The sequence below is a fragment of the Brevundimonas sp. genome, assembly GCF_965227765.1.
Classification (GTDB): domain Bacteria; phylum Pseudomonadota; class Alphaproteobacteria; order Caulobacterales; family Caulobacteraceae; genus Brevundimonas.
In genome coordinates this window covers 2889697-2909067 of the sequence record NZ_OZ245778.1, presented here as the reverse complement: position 1 = coordinate 2909067, position 19371 = coordinate 2889697, and the positions used below count along the sequence as shown (strand labels likewise).

The window sequence follows — 19371 nt, the reverse complement described above, 5'->3', positions numbered from 1 at the left end:
GGGGGGTGAAGGGGGGCGGGCCGGGGGCTAGTTTGCGGTCGGCACCGGGGCGTCCATCGGGCTCTGGCGCTCGGTGGTCAGGATGGCGCCGACCGAGGCGATGACGATGCAGCCGATGGCCAACCATTGCAGGCTGCTGAGCAGTTCGTGCAGCAGGATCAGCCCCGCGATGGCGCCGATGGCGGGCTCCGCCGACAGCAGGACGCCGAAGGTGCGCTTGGGGATGTGGCGCAGGGCGATCATCTCCAGCGAATAGGGCAGGGCGCTGGACGCCACGGCGACGCACAGGCCCAGCAGCAGGACGGGCGGGGACAGCAGGCCCAGCCCGGCGCCGGCCACGCCGAAGGGCAGGATGACGAGGGCGGCGGTGCTCATCCCCAGGGCGACCGACTGACCCGCGTGCATGTGCGACAGGCGTTTGCCGAAGACGATGTACAGGGCCCAGAACACCCCGGCGGCGGCGGCGAAGGCGACGCCGACCGGGTCGAGCGCGTGGTCGCCGCTCCAGATCGGCAGCAGCATGCCCAGCCCTGCCACGGCGCAGGCGATCCAGACAAAATGGATCAACTTGCGCGCATGCATCAGCGCCAGAACCAGGGGGCCGGAAAACTCGATGGCGATGGCCAGGCCCAGGGGGATCGTCCGCAGGGACATGTAGAAGCACAGGTTCATCAGCCCCAGGACCACGCCGTAAAGCATGACCTTGCCGGCGTCGGCGCGGGTCAGGCGAAACCGCCAGGGCCGCCAGATGGCGATCAGCACCAGGGCGGACAGCCCGACCCTGAGCGTCGATGTGCCTTCTGCGCCGATGACCGGGAACAGGAGCTTGGCGTAGGAGGTGCCGATGGCCAGCGACACCATGCCCGCCAGCAGGCCCAGATAGGGCAGCAGCGGGGCTACGGCGGGTGAGGACAGGGAGCGGCGCACGGCGATCATCGACATGGCCGGAACATAGCGATTTCGCGATTGCGCTTCCCGGCGATTTCAGGCTCCAACATGACTGAAATCGTCACAGGATGACTAGTAATGACGGATTCGTCACCTTGGACGCCTTTGACCACAGGCTGCTGGAGCGGGTCAGGCGCAACAACCTGGAACCGGCGCGTGTCCTAGCCGATGCGGTCGGGCTTTCGGAATCGGCGGTGCTGAGACGACTACGTCGTCTTCGTGCCGAGGGCGTCATCGTCGCCGATGTGGCCATGGTCGATCCGGCACGGGTCGAGCCGCGCATGGTCCTGCATGTCCTTGTCGAGATGGACACCCAGGAACGCCGCCACACCGACGCGTTCAAGGCGGCGATGCAGGCCAGTCCCGAGGTTCAGGGCTGCTGGGATGTGACGGGCGCCACCGACTTCCTGCTCAATGTCTCGGTGCGGTCGATGATCGAATACGAAGCCTTCTGTCAGCGTGAGCTGAGCGAAGATGCCCGCGTCAGGGCCTTTCAGAGCATGATCACGATCCGCGAGGTGGTGGGTTTCGATCCTGCGCGGGCGGTGCTGAAGCCGACCTCGGCCTAGGCAGGCAGAACGATCTTCTCGGGCAGGGGGAACAGGGTGGCGAAGCGTTCGGCGACGGCGCGGTCGCCTTCGACCTGAAGGGCGCCCGCCGCGACCATGGCGTCCAGCGGCTGGCCGCCGTGGACGAAGCCGGCGACGGCGCGGGGCGAGCCGGTCAGGATCACGTCGGCGTCCTCGATGTCGCGCCCGGCGGGCGTCCTGTCGGCGATCATGGTCCCGTCCTCGAACCGGGCGAAGAAGGCCTGGTCGTCCATCCGCAGGCCGACCAGGGCGTTGAAACCGGCGGCGCGCGTCGGCTCGAACATGGTGCGGAACGACAGGATGGTGGAGGTGGCGCTGATCTGCATGGTCGGGTCGTGGCCGGGCGAGCGGGCGGCCCAGCGGCCCATGGACTTGACGAAGGTCTCGGCCTCCAGCCCCCAGGGCGTCAGCTCATAGACCTGGGCCGGGGCGGGCGGCGGCAGGCGGCGCCGCGTCAGGATGCCGGTCGCCTCAAGCCCCTCGAGGCGCTGTGTCAGGACGTTGGCGCTCAGCCCTGGCAGGTCGGCGCGCAGGTCGCTGAACCGCTTTGGCCCCAGCATCAGTTCGCGCACGATCAGCAGGGCCCAGCGCTCGCCGACCAGTTCCAGGGCGTGGGCCGTGCCGCAGGCGTCCTCGTACCGGCGCTTCGGACCCCCATCTGACTGCGTAGTTATCTTTTCTAACTTCATTGTTGACATATGTAACTCATGGCGCCAGAAATTCAATCGGAAACGCCAAGGAGAGCCTGACATGGCCAAGCTGATTTTCGTCAATCTGCCCGTCGCCGACCTGGAGGCGTCCATCGCCTTCTATGAGGCCGCAGGGGCGGTGAAGAACCCGCAGTTCTCGGACGAGACCGCCGCCTGCATGGTGTTCTCGGACACCATCCACGTCATGGTTCTGACCCACGCCAAGTTCTCGCACTTCACCACGCGACCCATCGCCGACGCGCACAAGACGGCGCAGATGATGCTGTGCATCTCGGCCGACAGCCGCGATGCGGTGGACGCCCAGGTCGATACCGCGGCGGCGGCGGGCGGTCAGGCCGACCCCAATCCGCAGCAGGACTATGGCTTCATGTACAGCCGCAGCGTCGCCGACCCGGACGGCCATATATGGGAGGTCATGTTCATGGACTTGGCCGCAGCCTCCGAACACTACGCGGCCTAAACCGCACGACCTGAATACTCCTCCCCGAGACCCTGCCCTGATCGTCAAATCCCCAAACGGAGACACGTCATGAGCTACATCGATGGATTCCTGATCGCCGTGCCTGAAGCCAACAAGGCCGCCTATCTGAAGATGGCCGAACAGACCGCCGTCCTGTTCAAGGAGTACGGCGCAGTCCGGGTCGTCGAGGCCTGGGGCGACGACGTTCGCGACGGCAAGGTCACCGACTTCAAGATGGCGGTGAAGGCCGAACCCGGCGAGACGGTGGTCTTTTCCTGGGTCGAGTGGCCGGACAAGGCGACGCGCGACAAGGGCCATGAGATCATGATGGCCGACGAACGGATGATGGCGCTGGGCGAGGCGCCGTTCGACGGCAAGCGCATGGTCATCGGCGGCTTCGCCACCCTGCTGGATGAATGAGGAGGCGGGGATGAAGCTGTTCCCCTCGCTCTGGTATATCGACAAGGCAGAAGAGGCCGCGCGGTTCTACTGTTCGGTGTTGCCGGACTCGCGCATCGACGACATCTGGACCCTAGCGGCGGAATCGCCGTCAGGCCCGCCCGGATCGGTCGTCCTGGTCGAGTTCACCCTGATGGGGATGGCCTTCACCGCCATGTCGGCGGGGCCGCTCGATCCCTTCAATCACGCTGTATCTTTCACCGTCGAATGCGACACCCAGGACGAGATCGACCGGGTGTGGAGCGCGCTGGGCGAGGGCGGGTCTTATGAGCCCTGCGGCTGGCTGAAGGATCGCTATGGCCTGTCATGGCAGATCGCGCCCCGCATGCTGCCAAAGGCGATGAAGGACCCGGACCGGGTCCGCGCCGGACGGGTCGCCAAGGCCATGATGGCGATGGGCAAGCTGGACATCGCCCAGCTTCAAGCCGCCTACGATGGCTGAGCCGGAGGGCCTGCCGGTGCGCCCCACGATCACGGTTTTCGAGGCGTCGCCCGACCGGGGACGAGGGCTGGCGCGCGACATGCGGGTGCGCTGGGCGCTGGAAGAAGTCGGCCTGGTCTATGATGTTCGGCGGGTGTCGTTCGAGGCCATGAAGGAACCGGCGCATCTGGCGCTGAACCCCTTTGGTCAGATCCCGACCTATGAGGAGGGGTCGTTGGCCCTGTTCGAGACGGGGTCCATCATCCTGCATATCGCCCAGAACCATGCGGGCCTGCTGCCATCCGATGCGGACGGTCGGGCGCGGGCGATCACCTGGATGTTCGCGGCGGTCAGCACGGTGGAGCCGCCGATTGTCGAATGGGCGTCCTTCTTCCTGTTCGAGCGGGATCAGTCGGGATATGCGGCGCGGCTGCCGATGCTGCTGGATCGCATCCGGGTCCGGCTGGGTCAGCTTTCCAGCCACATGGGCGAGGCCGACTGGTTGGACGGCGGGTTTAGCGCAGCTGACATCATGATGGTCCATGTGCTGCGCCGACTGGGCAGTTCCGGCCTGCTGGACGAATACCCCGGCCTGGCCGCCTATATCGCCCGGGCCGAGGCGCGGCCGGCCTATCAAAGGGCGTTCGCCGACCAGTTGGCGGTGTTCGTCGACAGTCAGTCCTGAGAAGACCCTCAAAAGCGGAGACGGCGTGATGGCGAAGCTTGTGTACGGCCTGAACCAGTCGCTGGACGGCTATGTCGACCACGATGCCTTTGCGCCCGATCCCAGCCTGTTTCGGCACTTCATCGAGCGTGTCGAGCAGACCTCGGCCAGCCTGTACGGCCGCAGGACCTATGAGATCATGCGCTACTGGGACGAGGATCAAGCCGACTGGGGCGCCGAGGAACAGGCCTTCGCCATGGCCTGGCGCGCCCAGACCAAATGGGTGGTGTCGCGGTCGCTGAAGGCCGTCGGGCCGAACGCCTTTCTGGTCGGCCCGGGCCTGGAAGGCGAAATCCGCCGGCTGAAGGCCCAGCCGGGGCCGGATATCGAGATGGCCGGGCCGAACCTGGCGGGCAGCCTGACCGCGCTGGGGCTGATCGACGAGTACCAGCTGTATCTGCACCCGGTGGTGCTGGGGAAGGGGACGCCCTTCTTCGCCGGACCCCGCCCGCCGCTGCGACTGATCGCCAGCGAGCGCATGGGCGAGAGCGCGATCCGGCTGACCTATGCGCCGGCCTGAGGATTCACCGCCGCTGCACCGCGCCAGCAGAAATCATCGCACGACGGCCCTTGCGATCCGGCGATAAGGCTTATCTGTCAGACGACCCGACAGGAGAGCCACGATGACCGCCATCTACGACGCCGCCAACCGCGCCACCAAGGGCCGGGGCAAGGTCTATCCCTCCATCATCGACACGATCGGCGACACGCCCATCGTCGGCCTGCCGCGTCTGTCGGCCGAATACGCGCCAAAAGCCCGCGTGCTGGCCAAGCTGGAGTTCTTCAACCCCATCGCCTCGGTCAAGGACCGGATCGGCGTGGCCATGGTCGAGGCGCTGGAAGCGGCGGGCAAGATCAATGCCGACACCGTCCTGGTCGAGCCGACCAGCGGCAACACCGGCATCGCCCTGGCCTTTGTCGCCGCGGCCAAGGGTTACAAACTGATCCTGGTCATGCCGGAATCCATGTCGATCGAGCGGCGCAAGATGCTGGCCCTGCTGGGCGCCCAGCTGGAATTGACCCCGGCCGAGAAGGGCATGAAGGGCGCCATCGCCCGCGCCCAGGAACTGCTGGAAACCACGCCCAACGCCGTCAGCCCCTCGCAGTTCGACAACCTGGCCAACCCCGCCATTCACAAGGCGACGACCGCCGAGGAAATCTGGAACGACACCGAGGGCTCGGTCGACATCGTCGTCTCGGGCGTCGGCACCGGCGGCACCATCACCGGCGTCGGCCAGGCCCTGAAGGCCAAAAAGCCGTCCGTCCGCATGATCGCGGTCGAGCCGACGGCCTCGCCGGTCCTGTCGGGCGGCGCGCCCGGCCCGCACAAGATTCAGGGCATCGGCGCGGGCTTCATCCCCTCCATCATCGACCGCGACGTCATCGACGGCGTCGAACAGGTGTCGAACGAGGACAGTTTCGACATGGCGAGAAAGGTGGCCCGGATCGAGGGCATCCCGGTGGGCATCAGCTCGGGCGCCGCCCTGACCGCCGCCTTCCGTCTGGCCGCGCTGGACGAGAATGCGGGCAAGACCATCGTGGTCATCATCCCCAGCTTCGCCGAACGCTACCTGTCGACGGCCCTGTTCGACGGGCTGTGATCCAAAGCTGACATCCGCCTGACACGTCCTGGCCCTAGGCTGTCAGGTACGGGACGGTACGACCTCTCGATTGGATTTCCACGAGGGGCGGGATGAACAGACTTATTGCCAGCGCGGCCACGGCCGTGATGCTGATGTCGGCGGGCGCGGCCTTTGCTCAGGTGCAGGCGGCGCCCGATCCCGATCCGCCGCCGCCGCCCGCCCACTGGGCCAACGGACGCTTTGAGGCCAAGGGCTGGCCGCAGCGGATCGTGCTGTCGCCCGGCGCCGACGCCGCGCGCGAGATGGCCGTGGCCTGGCGCACCGACGCGCGCCAGACGACGGCTGAGGCGCAGATCGCTCTGGATATCGACGGACCTCTGCTGGATTTCGGCGCCCAGACGGTTGCGGGCGAGACCCGGGCCATCGCCAATGAGAACGGCGACGCCCTGTATCATCAGGCCCGGTTCACCGGCCTGAACCCGGCCTCGCGCTATGTCTATCGGGTCAAGGGCGCCGATGGATGGAGCGAGTGGCTGCCGTTCACGACCGCCGCCGCCGAGTTTCAGCCATTTCGCTTCATCTATCTGGGCGACACCCAGAACGACATCCTGAGCATCGGCTCGCGGGTCATCCGCTCGGCCTTCCAGCACGCCGGGCCGGTCGCGCTGACGCTTCATGCGGGCGACCTGATCGCCCAGCGCGAGACCAAGGTCCACGACGACGAATGGGGCGAATGGACCGAGGCCGGCGGCCACCATTTCGCAATGATCCCGCAGGCCCCGGCGACCGGGAACCACGAATACATCGACCGTGAGCTGCCGGATGGCGAGGAGTCCCGCGAACTGGGGCCGCACTGGCCCTTGCAGTTCGCCCTGCCGGACAACGGGGCCGAGGGCGCGCGCGAGACCAGCTATTTCTTCGACTATCAGGGCGTGCGGTTCATCGTGCTGGACGGAACGGCGGCGATCGACCTGGGCGCGCTGGAGACACAGGCGGCCTGGATGGACGCGGCCCTGGCCTCGAACCCCGGACGGTGGAGCGTCGCGGTCTTCCATCAGCCCATCTATACCTGCGCCCGCCCCAACGACACCGCCAAGCTGAAGGCGGCGTGGAAGCCCATCCTTGAGAACCGCCGGGTCGATCTGGTGCTGCAGGGCCACGACCATTGCTATGGTCGGGTGTCGAACGAGCGGGGTCGCGACGAGGCGCGTCGGGCCAGCGCGGCGGGCGAGGTCCAGGGGCCGGTCTATGTCGTGTCGGTGGTCGGGTCCAAGATGTACGGCCTTAACGACCGCGCCGACAGCCAGCCGGTGCGCTCGGCCGAGAACACCGAACTCTATCAACTGGTCGACGTCGAGGCCGACAGCATCCGGTTCCGGGCCTACACCGCGACCGGCGGCCTGTACGACGACTTCACCCTGGTGCGGGGACCGGACGGGCTGAACCGGCTGACCGAGGGCGAGGTGAGCATGGCAGAGCGTCGCTGCGACGGTGCGGCGGGGCCGGACGACCGGCCCTGTACGGCCGAGATCAAGGACTGAGCCGTCCCTCGCGCATTCGGCTCCATACATGAGCGGTTAACTGCGCAGCCCTAGATTTCCCGGATGACCGAGGCTGCGCCCGATCAAGCTCTGGATGCCGAAGGAGCGTCGTCGCCGACGCCCCAGCCGACGATGCGCGCGCGCCATGCCCTGTTGAAGCGGCTGGCCGATGTGGTGTCGCTGCCAGCCAGCCGGGTCAACGCCTTCGAACGTTCGGTGACCGGCGACCTGCTGGTGGAGATGCTGCGGCTGGCGGCGCCGGCGGAGCGCAAGCGGGTGGCGGCGCGCCTGGCGCCCCTGGCCGAACTGCCCAACAGCCTGGCGCGGATGCTGCTGCGCGACGAGCCCGAGATTGCGGGACTGCTGATCGAACAATGCGCCTCGCTGAACGACGCCGATCTGATCGCCTGTGCGCGGGATGCGACGGTCGAGCACCGCTTCCTGCTGGCCAGCCGACGCGGCCTGTCCGAGGTGGTCACCGAAACCCTGATCGCGTTCGGCGAGGACGCCGTGATCGAGGCCCTGCTGCGTAACGTCACGGCCCGACTGTCGCAGAACGGCATCGAGCAGGTCGTCGCCCTGAGCCGCCGCAACGCCAACCTTTGCAGCCTGCTGCTGCGCCGATCCGAGCTTCGTCCGTCTGGCGCCTATGTGATGTTCTGGTGGTGCGGGGGCGAAGATCGCAAGACCATTCTGCAACGGTTCGCCGTGTCGCGCGAAGTCATGCAGGAGATGGTCGAGGACGTCTTCGCCATGGCGGCAGCCGAGGGCTGGGCCGATCCTGTGGCGCGCAAGGCCCTGCAGTTCATCGAGCGTCGCCAGCGCAACCGCGCCGCCATCGCCAAGTCGCCCTATACCAGCCTGGAACACGCCATATCCGACGCCGCCGAGGGTGGGCTGAAGCGCGAAGTGGCGTCCGAGATCGCCTATCTGGCCGGGATCAAACCCCTGACGGGCGCCAAGATCATGGGCGATATCGGGGGCGAGCCCCTGGCCATCCTGTGCAAGGCGACCGGGTTGTCGCGGTTGGACCTGCAGAACCTGTGGCGGTCGATGCGCCGGCCCGAGTCCACGGCGGATGGACGACAGCATCCGGACTGGGAACGGGTCTGTATCACCTATGAGATGCTGGCCGTCGACCGGGCCCAGACGGTGCTGCGTTACTGGAACTGGTCTCTGTCATCTGCACTGACGCCGGCTCTGCTTCAGGCCATCCGTGATGGAGACGGCGATCTGGAGGGTGAATATTCAGCGCCCGAGCGTGCGGCCATGATGGCGCTGGCGGAAAACTTCGGTCGCTGAAGCCTTATACGCCAGACGACAATAATGCGACGGCATGACAGCGTATTGCCCCCGAGTTGCTTTCCAGTTCGAACCTGATTATTGGGCGAATTAGAAGACGGCTGCGCGCCGCAAGTCACAACGGAAAACAACTGTGGAAACCACCACCCTGGACGATCGCTCCGAACTTCTGGAAATGACGGCGGACATCGTGTCGGCCTATGTCGGCAACAACAGTGTCTCGGCGACGGATCTGCCGGCCCTGATCGCCAATATTCACGCGGCGCTGTCGCAAGTGACCGGCGGTGTCGTCGAAGTCGAGCCCGAGCCCAAGGAACCCGCCGTTCCCGTTCGCAAGTCGATCAGCCCCGATTTCCTGATCTGCCTTGAAGACGGCCGCAAGTTCAAGTCGCTGAAGCGCCATCTGCGCACCAAGTACGACATGAGCCCCGAAGAATACCGGGCCAAGTGGAACCTGCCCAAGGACTATCCCATGGTCGCCCCGAACTACGCCAAGGCGCGTTCGGAACTGGCCAAGCAGATGGGCCTGGGCCAGGGCGGTCGCAAACCCGCCCGCGCCGCCCGCGCCAAGAAGTAGAGATCAAGAAATCCTCCCTCGCGACGCGGGGGAGGATTTTTTATGCGGCCTGAACGCCGCGTCGCATCCGCCAGAAGCGCAGGGTGCGAAGGGCCTGTTCGCGGGTCAGGACGCCGTACAGGGTGGCGTAGTCGTGCGCCTTGCCCATGGCGTCGCCATCCTTGCCCATGATGATGACGGCGAAGGTCAGGAACAGGGCCCGGTCCAGATCGGCGCCCTTGCAGACCACGGCCAGGGCGTCGAGCTCGCGGCGTTCCACGATCTGTCGTGCGGTGTGGAAGTCGATGTCGGCCAGCTGCGCCAGGGAGATCAGGAAGGGCGTCATCGAGCCCGAACGCAGGAAGCGCGCCAGAACCTGGGGCGACAGCTGGTTGGCGGCCTTCATCTCCTGAACATAGGCCTCGCTCTCGGCATAGTCGGCCGGCAGGGCGCCGTCGCGCGCGCCCAGACGGGTGCGGCCGGCGGCCAGGGCGTTCTCCAGCAGGACCGGGTCCATGGAGGCGTTCTGTTCCAGGATATGCTGGCGCAGCCGGGCCTCGACCACGAAGTACATTTCGTTCAGCAGGTCGGGCGGCAGGGCGCTGCGTTCGACGGCTGCGGCGTGCAGGGCGGGATTGGCCTTGGCCCGGTCGATGGCGGTCTCGGACGCCGCGCGTGACAGCCGGGCGCCGTCGTTGCGCAGCAGGGCGTTCAGGGTCTCGTCGTCGGCGCGGGCCATGATGGCGTCGGACAGGGTCTCGGACACCGCCTCGCGGTTAGAGATGGCGCGCAGGTGATCCTGGCCCCGGACACGGGCGACATCCATCAGATCCTGGTCTGTCAGCACCGGCGACTGGCGCAAAACCTCGCCGGCGACCTCGGCTTCCTGGTCGGCGGCCAGGCGGCGGATCAGGCCGCGCGGTGCGTCGGAGCGGGCGGCGAATCTCAGACCCAGTTCGGCGCGGACGGCGGTCTCCATCTCGGCCGACAGGTCGGACAGGACCGATCCGTAAAGCTGGTCCTCGGCGTCGGACCGGACGGTGGTGCCGAAGAAGTGGTCTGTCAGTTCGCGCAGCAGGGCGCGACGGCTCTCGCTGGAGGATTCGTGGGCGAGGGCGATCAGTTCAGGCAGACGCGAGCCGGTCGAGGTGTCCGGCATGGCGACGGAGGCGGCGTCGCTCATGGCAGGCTCGGGTCCTCGTTGGGGATGATATTGCGCGCGCGGCCATTGACGGTGCGGGCCGGAAGGACGGTCTCTGGCGGCTCGGCCAGGTCGACCGGGGCCGTGTCGAGATAGACGGAGACCGGCATAACGGTGGCGTCCGGCTGATGCCCGGCGGCGCGATGCACAGAGTAGTATCGGGCGCCCTGACGTGCGGGCTCGTTGGCGGCATAGGCGGTCGGGGCGGCCTGAGCGGGAGCCTGGCTGGGGACTTGGTTGGCTGCGGCGTCGGCGGTGGGGACGACGGTGGTCGCAGCCTGAATGGCGCTGGACTGGGGCGCGGCCTGAAGCGGAGCGGGCTCGGCGCGGCCCATGTTGAAGATCAGGGCGTCGCGGCGCGGGGCCATGGGATCGAAGGCCGCCTCGAAGCCGGGCTGGGGCGCCTGGAGGGATGGCACGGGTGCGTCCGCATAGGCCGACATCGGCGCATCGGCGGGGGCGGTGGTGACGAGGGCGTCTGGCCGCGGGGCGGGACGCGGCATGGGGGCAGGCGCGGGCGCAGAGGCCGGGATCGGCATGGGGGCGGGGGCGTAGGCGCTCTCGGTGTAGGGCGTCGCCTCAGGCGCGGGATTGTACGGGGGTGGGCTGTAGGCGGCTGCGGGCGCGTTCGTCCAGGCGCTGGCCGGGGTCAGGCGGTTGCCGCCATAGCGCGAGGCGGGCGCAGTGCTGGCGATGCGGACCGGAGCCGGGGCCATGGCGATGGAGGCGGCGGACTGGCGCGGGATCAGGCCGGGATAGCGGGTCTGGCCTTGCGTGGGGGCGGGCTGACCGGCGGCGGGCATCTCGGCCTTGCCTGACCAGGACAGATAGCGGGCTGGGACGGGCGAGGGCGCAGCCTGTTGAGCCATTGCAGGCATGGCGATGACGAGCGCGCCTAAGACCGCGAGCAGGGCGCCGGAAACGCCGGCGACGGATGGATAGGACTGACGCAATTGGGGCTCCCGTCCGCACGGAACGTCGCCGAACCTAGGCCTTGGCGCATTAACCCCGGACTAACGGCAAGGCCGATCAGCGATGGTGGCGGCGCAGCATCAGGCGGGCCAGGGCGGCGATGGCCAGGTTGAGGCCCAGACCCATCAGGGTCAGCCAGGCCAGGGCGGCCAGAAGCTCGGCCGTTCTCAGCCGGTTGCCCGCTTCGAGCAGTCGCCAGGCCAGACCCTGGGAGGCGCCCGAGCCCGAGACGAACTCGGCCACCACCGCGCCGATGACGGCGAACCCGGCGGCGACCCGCAAACCCTCCAGCGCATAGGGCAGGGCGGTCGGCAGACGCAGCCGGGCCAGCCGCTGCACCCGCCCGGCGCCATAGAGGTCGAACAGGCGTTCCAGATCCGGGTCGGCGGACTTCAGCCCCGTCAGGACGCCGGAGAAGATGGGGAAAAAGGCGACCGCTGCGGCCAGGGCGACGACGGCGGTGTCGGCATGGTCCAGCCCGGCCCAGATCAACACCAGGGGGGCGATGGCGACGATGGGGGTGACCTGAAGCGCGATGGCCAGGGGGCGGACGGCGCGCTCGGCCGCGGTGTTCAGCGAGACCAGAACGGCCAGGCCGCCTCCGATCACGACCGAGACGATCAGGGCCTGAATCGCCATCCAGAAGGTGACCAGGGCCGAGGCCGCCAGCACGGGCGCACGCTCGACCAGGGCCATGGCCACGGCGCTGGGTGGGGGCAGGAAATAGCTGGGTACGGCCAGCAGGCGACAGGCGATCTCCCAGCCCGCCAGCAGCAGCAGGATCAGGATCGCCGGCGGAGCGATGGCGAGCAGGCGCTTCACGCCGCTCTCTCCATGGATGCCGCCAGAGCGTCTGCGACGGCCTCGACGGCCGTCCGATAGGCCGGGTCCAGTCGCCATCCGGCGGGGCGGGGCAGGGCTCCCGGCGTCGGCAGATCGGCGACGGGCCGGCCGTCACGCGCCGCAAGGATGACGACGCGGTCGCCGAAATAGACCGCCTCCTCGACATCATGGGTGACGAAGACGATGGCGAAGCGGCGCTCGGCCCACAGGCGATGCAGGTCCTGGATCAAGCTCCGGCGGGTGACGGAATCCAGCGCCGCGAATGGCTCGTCCAGCAGCAGCAGGTCGGGCTGGGTTACCAGGGCGCGGGCCAGGGAGACCCTCATGGCCATGCCGCCCGACAGCTCATGCGGCAAGGCGGTGGCGCGGTCGCCGAGACCCACCGCAGCCAGGGACTGGGTTGCGCGCTCGCGGATATGGGCGCGGTCGCGACTGGGTTTGGCCAGGTCGAGAGGCAGGGAGACATTGGCCAGGGCGTCGGCCCAGGGCATCAGGGTCGGGCTCTGGAACACCAGGCCGGTGCGGCCCGAAGCGACCGCAGCCTGACCCTCAGAGGGCTGCTCCAGGCCGGCGAGCAGCCGCAAGGCCGTCGATTTGCCGGCCCCCGACGCCCCGACCAGGGCGATGATCTCGCCCGGCGCGATCTTCAGATCGATAGGGCCGATGGCGTGGGCGGGAGTGGGGTGCCGGACGACGGCGCCGCGCAGCTCCGCGATGGGCGCCTCGGCTATCGGATCAGCCACGGCCCGGCAGGTAGTTGTCGGTGAAGGCGTCGCGCCAGTTGAGGCCGGTGGGATAGACCCCCGCCTGTGACGTCACGTCGAAGAAGGCCTGCCAGCGGTCGGCGGTCATCGTGCCCAGGCCATAGAGGGCCGCATCCCCGCCCTCGACGATGGCGTTGGCGTTCATGGCCGTGCGCGCCTGGGCCAGGATGGCGTCGGTCATCTCGGGATTGTCGCGCTTGATCAGGGCGTTGGCGGCGGTGGGATCGCCGTTCATGTAGTCGCGCCAGCCCTCGGCCGAGGCGGCGATGAAACTGCGCAGCGAGCGGGCGTTGTCGCGGGCGAACCCGGTCGGCGACAGGACCATGGCGGCGTAGGAGGGATAGCCCTCGTCGGCCAGCAGGAAGACGCGCGGCTCGAACCCGCCGACCTGCTCGATCGTGTAGGGTTCGCTGGTGATGTAGCCTTGCTGCACAGCCCGTTCGTCGGCCAGGAAGGGGGCGGGGTTGAAGGTGTATTTGCGGACCTGATCGTCGGTGAAGCCGTACTTGGCCTTGAGCCAGACCCAGAAGGCCGTGATCGAGGCGTCAGCCAGCAGGAAGGGCCGTCCGTGCAGGTCGGCGATGCCGGTCAGATCGGGATCGGGATGGGCGATCAGGACCTGGGGGTCCTTCTGGAAGAAGGCGGCGACGGCCTTCACCGGGGCGTTCTCGGCCACCAGGTTGAAGGGGATGAAGCTGTTTGAGCCCATGCCCAGCTCGACCGCGCCCGAGGCCAGCAACTGAGGCACGTTCACGCCCGGCCCGCCCTGGATGATCTGGACGTTCAGGCCGCGCTTCTCATAGGCCCCCGACGCCAGGGCCTGATAGAAGCCGCCATGCTCGGCCTGGGCGCGCCAATCGGTGGCGAAGCGGATGCGGACCCGGCCCTGATCATCGACCGGCGCCTCTGAGCGGAAGCAGGCGGCGAGGCCCGCCATGGTCGTGGCGATCCCACCCGCCAGGACGATCCGGCGGCTGGCGATGAGGTGAGGATTCGGGGCCCGCGACATGGAGCGGAGGTTAGTGCGCGTCGGCGGGGAAAGGAAGGCGGTCAGGCGAGGGAGCCAAAGCGGGCGCCGGGCCTCCCTGCCCCTGTCGGAGGGGGAGGAAGGCCTGCGCTTCCGAATGTCAGAAGACGAAGTTGTTGAAGGCTTCGTGATTGCCATTCGCAACGATCTTCATGTCGGCGACGCCGTCGCCGTTCACGTCCATGAGAATGGTGGTGAGCTTGGTGGACGAAGAGTAGTCGAGCGTCATCTGGCCCGCCGTCTTGGTGAAGGCGTCGACGATGCTGAAAGCCTGGTTGCCGCTGACCTTGGTATTGGCGTCGATGGCGGACAGGTCGATACGGTCGCTGCTGGAGAGGTCGGTGATCCGGTCGAAGACGGAGACCGTCGATTCCGCCGTCGCCCCATAGACAAAGACGTCCGATCCGGTCCCGCCTGTCAGGATATCGGCGCCGCCCATGCCCTGGATACGGTCGTTGCGGGCGCCCCCGTCGATCACGTTGGCGCCGCTGTTGCCGGTGATTGTGTTGGCCAGGGTGTTGCCGGTGGCGTTGAGGTTGGCGGACCCGGTGAGGGTCAGTTTCTCGACATACTGGCCGGCGAGCGAATAGGTCACCGAACTGTAGATATGGTCCACGCCGGTGACGTCAGCCTCGATGACCCTGTCGCCGAGATTATCGACGTAATAGGTGTCCGATCCCGAACCGCCCGTCAGGGAGTCAGCGCCCTTGCCGCCATTCAGAACATTGGCGCCGCTGTTGCCGATGATGGTGTTGTCCAGGGTGTTGCCGGTCGCGTTCAGGTTGGCAGACCCTGTCAGGGTGAGCTTTTCGACATACTGACCAGCCAGAGAATAGGTGACCGAACTGTAGATCAGATCCGTGCCTGTCTCCTTGGCCTCAATGACCTTGTCGCCGACATCGTCGATATAATAGGTGTCCGAGCCCTTGCCGCCGACCATTGTGTCGGCGCCCTTGCCGCCATCCAGAACATTGGCGCCGCTGTTGCCGGTCAGGATGTTGGCCAGGGTGTTGCCGGTCGCCTTGAGGCTGGCCGATCCTGTCAGGGTCAGGTTTTCGACATACTGGCCGGCCAGCGAATATGTGACCGAACTGTAGATCAGATCCGTACCCTTGACCTTGGCCTCCAAGACCTTGTCGCCGACGTTGTCGACGTAATAGGTGTCCGAGCCAGAACCGCCCTCCATCCGGTCGGCGCCGGTCCCGCCCTTCAGGATGTTCGCGGCCGAGTTGCCGATCAGGGTGTCCGCGCCCGAGCCGCCGGTCGCGTTCTCGATCACCGCTCCAAAGGCGATGGAGACGTTTCCGGCGATCCCGCCAATGCTGGAGAAGCCGCCGGCCCTGAGGTCGATTACCTGGGCCATGGCGAAGCCGGAAGCGTCGAGCAGGTCGATGCCGCCGCCATCCCAGATGCAGAGGGCGGGGCGGGTATTGATGGCGAAATCATAGGTCGAGCCGGTGTTGGCGCCGAAACCATAGATCGAGGCGCCTGAGCGGGTCGCCATGTTGGCGCCGTAGACCTGCTGGATGGCCAGGATGTCGAACAGCAGCAGGGTGTCCGGATTGCTTTGCGGGTTGTCCGTCGTCTCGGCGGCGTCGAAGTAGCTCATGATGGTGTATTGCGCCGAGTCCTGGGTGAACTGAGCGTCGGCGGCGTAGGTGATGGAAAGGCCAGGCGCGGCGTTGTAGTCGCCGGGGTGGGCCAGGCCCATGGCATGACCGATCTCGTGCATGATGGCCCAGTAGGCATAGCCACCCTGAGGGATCGAGGTCGTGGAGATGCTGTCATTGTTCAGACGCACGTCGCCAGCGAGAGCCGAAGAGGCCGTGCTGCCAGGGAAATAGGCATAGGCTCCCGCGCCGTCCGCGTCCGAATCGTAGGCCGAAAACAGCATCGTCGCGTTGTTGCTGGTCCCGCCGGGATTGACCTGGGTGAAGGTGAGTTTTCCCACTTCGCTGAAGGCCGACAGCGATGCCCGGACCGCTGTGACCTGCGCCGCCGACAGGGCCATGCCTGTGGTGGCGTTGTTGTCGGCGTCTGTGACGTTGGCGTAGGTCGCCTGGACCGCCCAGGTCAGGGTGGCTCCCACACCGGGCGCCGACCAGAAGGCCGCATCCCGGATCAGGATGCCGGCTCCCATCTGTTCGTCATAGGATGCACGGTCGCCGAGCGTGGCCGAAAGCCCGTATTGCCCTACGCCTTCAGGGTAATAGTCGCCGGCGGCCAGGTAATGCACGCCCGATGTCACAGCCGTGAACGTGATGCTGGAGGTCCGGCCCGGACCATCGTCGTCGCTGTTTACAAGCTCCACCCCCGCAGAGTTCCGAAGGACGAGATAGGGATCTTCCAGAGCGTTGGCGCTGGTGCCCACCAGAGCAAATGTATAGGTCTGGCCCGCAACCAGAGACACGCGATACCAGTCGCTGTCACCCGCCGTGATCGATCCCTGAGCCGTCTGGCCGATGCCCAGAATGTAGGTGGTGCCGGTCGTCGCCGCAGCGTCGGTCGTCTCGATGATGTTCGGCATCGCCGATCCCTCCCTGGTGGCGCACCTGCGAGGCGGCGCCGAATGGGAGCGATGCTTCCTGGCGCGCCGTTCCCCGATAAAACGACGCTAGCCGACCTGAAACAGCCAAGCCAAACGAAATTCGGCAGGGGGCCGTGGCGCCGACGCATAGCCTCTGTCGCGGGAGGGACTAGCCCGCCAGGGCTTCTCGCCTGGCCTCAAGCTCGAGCCATTCTTCTTCAGCCGACGCCAGCTTGGATTGTGCGGCTTCGAGGGCCTTCATGGTGGAGGCGAAGCCGGCGGGGTCTCGGGAGTAGAAGTTGACGTCGTCAAGGCGCGTCTGGTGGCCCTTGATGGTCTCGGGCAACTCGTGGATCAGGGCGTCGAGCTCCTTGAGGCGGTGGGTGTCCTTGAAGGACATCTTGGCCTTGGATGTCGAGGCTGCGGGGGCGGGCGCAGGCGCGGGTTCAGCCGCCTTGGCAGGGGGCGCGGAGGTCTCTGCGCCGCTGAGCTTGGGCTTCAGGAAGCCGGGGTTCTGGCCGATGAAGTCGGTCCAGCCGCCGGGGGTCTCGACGATGTCGCCGCGCCCGTTCATGCCGATGGTCGAGGTTGCCAGGCGGTCGACGAAATCGCGGTCGTGGCTGACCAGGATCAGGGTGCCATCGTACTGTTCGAGCAGCTCTTCCAGCTTGTCGAGCGTGTCCATGTCGAGGTCGTTGGTCGGCTCATCGAGGACCAGCATGTTGGCGGGCTTGGCCAGGGCGATGGCCAGCAAGAGGCGGTTGCGCTCGCCGCCCGACAGGGTCGAGATCGGCTGGCGCAGCTGGGCCTCGGTGAACAGGAAGTCCTTGGCGTAGGCGGCGACGTGTTTGGAGAAGCCGCGCACGATAATGCTGTCGCCGCCGCCCGGTGTCAGGGCGTCCCACAGGGTCATGTCGGACTTCAGGCCGTCGCGCGACTGGTCGAGATAGACGGTCTCCAGGCTGGCGCCGAGTTTGACCGTGCCCTCGGTGGGAGCCAGTTCGCCGAGCATGATCTTGACCAGGGTGGTCTTGCCGGCGCCGTTCGGGCCGACGATGGCGAGGCGGTCGCCGCGCAGGATGCGGCTGGTGAAGGGCTTGATGACCGTGCGGTCGCCGAAGGCCTTGGTGACACCCTTTAGGTCGGCGACCAGCTTGCCCGAGGTTCCGCCGGAATCGACGCCCAGATACATCTCGCGCGGCCGATCCTTGGCCTGTTCGGCGCGTTCGGCGCGCAGGGCGTCGAGCGAACGAGCGCGGCCCTCGTTGCGGCTGCGGCGGGCGGTGATGGAGGAGTAGAAGGTCGCTGTCTCGCGCTCGATGGTCTTGGTCAGCTTCTGGAAGGCGATGGCCTCTTCTTCCATCGTCTTGGCGGCCCATTCGTCGAAGTCGTTGAAGCTCTTGTTGAGGGTGCGGACCTTGCGGCCTTCCAGCCAGTGGCAGGACTGGGTGACACGGTTCAGGAAGGCGCGGTCGTGGGAGACGATCAGGGCGGCGCAGCGGGCGTCGATGATGGCGTTCTCCAGCAACTCGATGGCCATGATGTCCATGTGGTTGGTGGGCTCGTCCAGCAGCAGCAGGTCGGGCTCTTCGGCGAAGGCCTTGGCCAGGGCGGCGCGGCGGATCTCGCCGCCGGACAGGCCCTTGGTGGACTTGTGCGGGTCCATGCCGAAGGTCTCGAGCCAGGACTCGGCGGTCCAGTGCTCGGCGTCGTTGGAGGTGGCGTAGTCCAGAAGGGTGTCGCCGGCGATCAGCGGTTCCTGAGGCACATAGGCGAACTTGACTGCGCCCTGGATCGAGCGATTGCCGCTGTCAGGCTCGATCAGGCCCATGACCACCTTCATCAGGGTCGACTTGCCCGCGCCGTTGCGGCCGACCAGGCATGACCGGGTGCGCGGCTCGATGGCCAGATCGACGCCGTCGAACAGGGGGCGCGGGCCGTCCTGAAGACGGACATCCTTCAAGGCGACGAGAGGGGGACGAGGAGACGACGAACGGGGAGCCATGAAGAACCTAAATCCTCGCCCGCGCAGCGGGGAGGGTGACCGCGCGGGCCGCCCTATCTGAAGGATAGGGTTGGCCGACGAGAAGAGGAGAGCGGGCGGGGAGCGGGCTGATCTAAGGGATTTGGGGCAAAGTTTCCAGAGCGGAGATCGGTGTGCGACGGAGCCGTCGCCCGCTCTGACGAGTTTCTGAAGAAGAGATCGAACATCCGGGACTTCTGGCGCGTTTCTGCGTAAGGACGGCCGCTCTGATGACCTCGACCTCTTTGCCCAACGACAAACCCTTCTGGCAGACCAAGCGTCTGGAGCAGATGACCCGCGAGGAGTGGGAGAGCCTGTGCGACGGGTGCGGGCTGTGCTGCCTGATCCGGTTCGAGGATGAGGACACGGGCACGGTGTTCGCCACCAAGGTTCATTGTCGGCTGTTCGACAGCCAGGCCTGCACCTGCACCGACTATGTGAACCGCAAGGATCATGTGCCCGACTGCATCAAGCTGACGCCGTGGAACATCGAGCAGCTGCAGTGGATGCCCAAGTCCTGCGCCTATCGCCGGATCGACGAAGGCCGGGGGCTGGCGAACTGGCATCCGCTGGTCTCGGGCGATCCTGAGAGCGTGCATACGGCCGGCGTGTCGGTGCGGGGCCAGACGATCTCGGAGCTGGATCTCGACGAGCCCGAGGACGCGGTGGGCTATGAGGCGCCTGAATGGGACATCGAGCGCGGCGTTTAGTCGCCCGATC

At 67.0% G+C, this 19371-nt stretch carries 20 protein-coding genes; 11 read left to right on the top strand and 9 right to left on the bottom strand.

Going from position 1 to position 19371, the window contains the following annotated elements; translation table 11 throughout:
- Positions 1-27: 27 nt before the first annotated feature.
- Positions 28-942: an EamA family transporter gene (locus ACO05L_RS13965; protein ID WP_421729771.1), complete on the bottom strand. Its 915-nt coding sequence runs from the start codon at positions 940-942 to the stop codon at positions 28-30.
- A 74-nt stretch (positions 943-1016) separates the two neighbouring features.
- Between ACO05L_RS13965 and ACO05L_RS13960 the strand changes: the two genes are divergently transcribed.
- Entirely contained in the window at positions 1017-1517 is a 501-nt protein-coding gene (locus ACO05L_RS13960) for an Lrp/AsnC family transcriptional regulator (RefSeq protein WP_421729770.1), read from the top strand.
- Here ACO05L_RS13960 and ACO05L_RS13955 read toward each other — a convergent pair.
- Entirely contained in the window at positions 1514-2227 is a 714-nt protein-coding gene (locus ACO05L_RS13955) for a winged helix-turn-helix transcriptional regulator (protein WP_421729769.1), read from the bottom strand. The two genes, ACO05L_RS13960 and ACO05L_RS13955, sit on opposite strands and share 4 nt — an antisense overlap.
- Positions 2228-2288: 61 nt before the next feature.
- Here ACO05L_RS13955 and ACO05L_RS13950 point away from each other — a divergent pair, with 61 nt between their 5' ends.
- The 9 genes from ACO05L_RS13950 (at position 2289) to ACO05L_RS13910 (ending at position 9315) form a co-directional block, all read left to right on the top strand.
- A complete protein-coding gene (locus tag ACO05L_RS13950) occupies positions 2289-2708 on the top strand; it encodes a VOC family protein (RefSeq protein WP_421729768.1) in 420 nt (139 codons plus the stop codon).
- Positions 2709-2777: 69 nt separating this feature from the next.
- Entirely contained in the window at positions 2778-3128 is a 351-nt protein-coding gene (locus ACO05L_RS13945) for a DUF1428 domain-containing protein (protein ID WP_421729767.1), read from the top strand.
- 10 nt (positions 3129-3138) lie between these two features.
- Positions 3139-3609: a VOC family protein gene (locus ACO05L_RS13940; protein ID WP_421729766.1), complete on the top strand. Its 471-nt coding sequence runs from the start codon at positions 3139-3141 to the stop codon at positions 3607-3609.
- On the top strand, positions 3602-4273 hold the full coding sequence (locus tag ACO05L_RS13935; protein WP_421729765.1) for a glutathione S-transferase family protein: 672 nt from the start codon (positions 3602-3604) through the stop codon (positions 4271-4273). The genes ACO05L_RS13940 and ACO05L_RS13935 overlap by 8 nt, the downstream gene beginning before the upstream one ends.
- Positions 4274-4301: 28 nt before the next feature.
- Positions 4302-4832: a dihydrofolate reductase family protein gene (locus ACO05L_RS13930; protein WP_421729764.1), complete on the top strand. Its 531-nt coding sequence runs from the start codon at positions 4302-4304 to the stop codon at positions 4830-4832.
- 103 nt (positions 4833-4935) lie between these two features.
- The gene (gene cysK / locus ACO05L_RS13925) at positions 4936-5913 is read left to right on the top strand and encodes a cysteine synthase A (RefSeq protein ID WP_421729763.1); all 978 of its coding nucleotides are present in this window, start codon (positions 4936-4938) and stop codon (positions 5911-5913) included.
- Between the two features lie 92 nt (positions 5914-6005).
- Positions 6006-7436 (top strand): fibronectin type III domain-containing protein, encoded by a 1431-nt coding sequence (locus ACO05L_RS13920; protein ID WP_421729762.1) that lies wholly within the window; start codon positions 6006-6008, stop codon positions 7434-7436.
- 63 nt (positions 7437-7499) lie between these two features.
- Positions 7500-8738 (top strand): DUF2336 domain-containing protein, encoded by a 1239-nt coding sequence (locus ACO05L_RS13915; protein ID WP_421729761.1) that lies wholly within the window; start codon positions 7500-7502, stop codon positions 8736-8738.
- 148 nt (positions 8739-8886) lie between these two features.
- Entirely contained in the window at positions 8887-9315 is a 429-nt protein-coding gene (locus tag ACO05L_RS13910; protein WP_421731697.1) for a MucR family transcriptional regulator, read from the top strand.
- Positions 9316-9355: 40 nt separating this feature from the next.
- Here the strand turns inward: ACO05L_RS13910 and ACO05L_RS13905 are convergent, their stop codons facing one another.
- From ACO05L_RS13905 to ACO05L_RS13875, 7 genes are all read right to left on the bottom strand, one after another.
- Positions 9356-10477, bottom strand: a complete 1122-nt coding sequence (locus tag ACO05L_RS13905; RefSeq protein ID WP_421729760.1) for a DUF2336 domain-containing protein — start codon at positions 10475-10477, stop codon at positions 9356-9358.
- Positions 10474-11448 (bottom strand): hypothetical protein, encoded by a 975-nt coding sequence (locus tag ACO05L_RS13900; RefSeq protein WP_421729759.1) that lies wholly within the window; start codon positions 11446-11448, stop codon positions 10474-10476. Before ACO05L_RS13900 ends, ACO05L_RS13905 begins: the two co-directional genes overlap by 4 nt.
- 76 nt (positions 11449-11524) lie before the next feature.
- The gene (locus ACO05L_RS13895) at positions 11525-12289 is read right to left on the bottom strand and encodes an ABC transporter permease (RefSeq protein WP_421729758.1); all 765 of its coding nucleotides are present in this window, start codon (positions 12287-12289) and stop codon (positions 11525-11527) included.
- A complete protein-coding gene (locus tag ACO05L_RS13890) occupies positions 12286-13053 on the bottom strand; it encodes an ABC transporter ATP-binding protein (protein ID WP_421729757.1) in 768 nt (255 codons plus the stop codon). Before ACO05L_RS13890 ends, ACO05L_RS13895 begins: the two co-directional genes overlap by 4 nt.
- The gene (locus ACO05L_RS13885; protein WP_421729756.1) at positions 13046-14083 is read right to left on the bottom strand and encodes an ABC transporter substrate-binding protein; all 1038 of its coding nucleotides are present in this window, start codon (positions 14081-14083) and stop codon (positions 13046-13048) included. Before ACO05L_RS13885 ends, ACO05L_RS13890 begins: the two co-directional genes overlap by 8 nt.
- Before the next feature lie 118 nt (positions 14084-14201).
- The gene (locus ACO05L_RS13880) at positions 14202-16628 is read right to left on the bottom strand and encodes a M10 family metallopeptidase C-terminal domain-containing protein (RefSeq protein WP_421729755.1); all 2427 of its coding nucleotides are present in this window, start codon (positions 16626-16628) and stop codon (positions 14202-14204) included.
- A gap of 169 nt (positions 16629-16797) precedes the next feature.
- Positions 16798-18633, bottom strand: a complete 1836-nt coding sequence (locus ACO05L_RS13875; protein WP_421729754.1) for an ABC-F family ATP-binding cassette domain-containing protein — start codon at positions 18631-18633, stop codon at positions 16798-16800.
- A 248-nt stretch (positions 18634-18881) separates the two neighbouring features.
- Here ACO05L_RS13875 and ACO05L_RS13870 point away from each other — a divergent pair, with 248 nt between their 5' ends.
- Positions 18882-19361, top strand: a complete 480-nt coding sequence (locus tag ACO05L_RS13870; protein WP_421729753.1) for a YcgN family cysteine cluster protein — start codon at positions 18882-18884, stop codon at positions 19359-19361.
- The last annotated feature ends 10 nt before the right edge of the window (positions 19362-19371 follow it).

What these genes read in the sequence shown, in the direction of transcription:
- ACO05L_RS13880 (WP_421729755.1), bottom strand. Translation starts at nt 16,628, where the DNA reads ATGCCGAACATCATCGAGACGACCGACGCTGCGGCGACGACCGGCACC.
- ACO05L_RS13935 (WP_421729765.1), top strand. Translation starts at nt 3,602, where the DNA reads ATGGCTGAGCCGGAGGGCCTGCCGGTGCGCCCCACGATCACGGTTTTC.
- ACO05L_RS13945 (WP_421729767.1), top strand. Translation starts at nt 2,778, where the DNA reads ATGAGCTACATCGATGGATTCCTGATCGCCGTGCCTGAAGCCAACAAG.
- ACO05L_RS13960 (WP_421729770.1), top strand. Translation starts at nt 1,017, where the DNA reads ATGACTAGTAATGACGGATTCGTCACCTTGGACGCCTTTGACCACAGG.
- ACO05L_RS13870 (WP_421729753.1), top strand. Translation starts at nt 18,882, where the DNA reads ATGACCTCGACCTCTTTGCCCAACGACAAACCCTTCTGGCAGACCAAG.
- ACO05L_RS13940 (WP_421729766.1), top strand. Translation starts at nt 3,139, where the DNA reads ATGAAGCTGTTCCCCTCGCTCTGGTATATCGACAAGGCAGAAGAGGCC.
- ACO05L_RS13955 (WP_421729769.1), bottom strand. Translation starts at nt 2,227, where the DNA reads ATGAAGTTAGAAAAGATAACTACGCAGTCAGATGGGGGTCCGAAGCGC.
- ACO05L_RS13885 (WP_421729756.1), bottom strand. Translation starts at nt 14,083, where the DNA reads ATGTCGCGGGCCCCGAATCCTCACCTCATCGCCAGCCGCCGGATCGTC.
- ACO05L_RS13905 (WP_421729760.1), bottom strand. Translation starts at nt 10,477, where the DNA reads ATGAGCGACGCCGCCTCCGTCGCCATGCCGGACACCTCGACCGGCTCG.
- ACO05L_RS13930 (WP_421729764.1), top strand. Translation starts at nt 4,302, where the DNA reads ATGGCGAAGCTTGTGTACGGCCTGAACCAGTCGCTGGACGGCTATGTC.
- cysK (WP_421729763.1), top strand. Translation starts at nt 4,936, where the DNA reads ATGACCGCCATCTACGACGCCGCCAACCGCGCCACCAAGGGCCGGGGC.
- ACO05L_RS13950 (WP_421729768.1), top strand. Translation starts at nt 2,289, where the DNA reads ATGGCCAAGCTGATTTTCGTCAATCTGCCCGTCGCCGACCTGGAGGCG.
- ACO05L_RS13915 (WP_421729761.1), top strand. Translation starts at nt 7,500, where the DNA reads ATGACCGAGGCTGCGCCCGATCAAGCTCTGGATGCCGAAGGAGCGTCG.
- ACO05L_RS13875 (WP_421729754.1), bottom strand. Translation starts at nt 18,633, where the DNA reads ATGGCTCCCCGTTCGTCGTCTCCTCGTCCCCCTCTCGTCGCCTTGAAG.
- ACO05L_RS13965 (WP_421729771.1), bottom strand. Translation starts at nt 942, where the DNA reads ATGTCGATGATCGCCGTGCGCCGCTCCCTGTCCTCACCCGCCGTAGCC.
- ACO05L_RS13920 (WP_421729762.1), top strand. Translation starts at nt 6,006, where the DNA reads ATGAACAGACTTATTGCCAGCGCGGCCACGGCCGTGATGCTGATGTCG.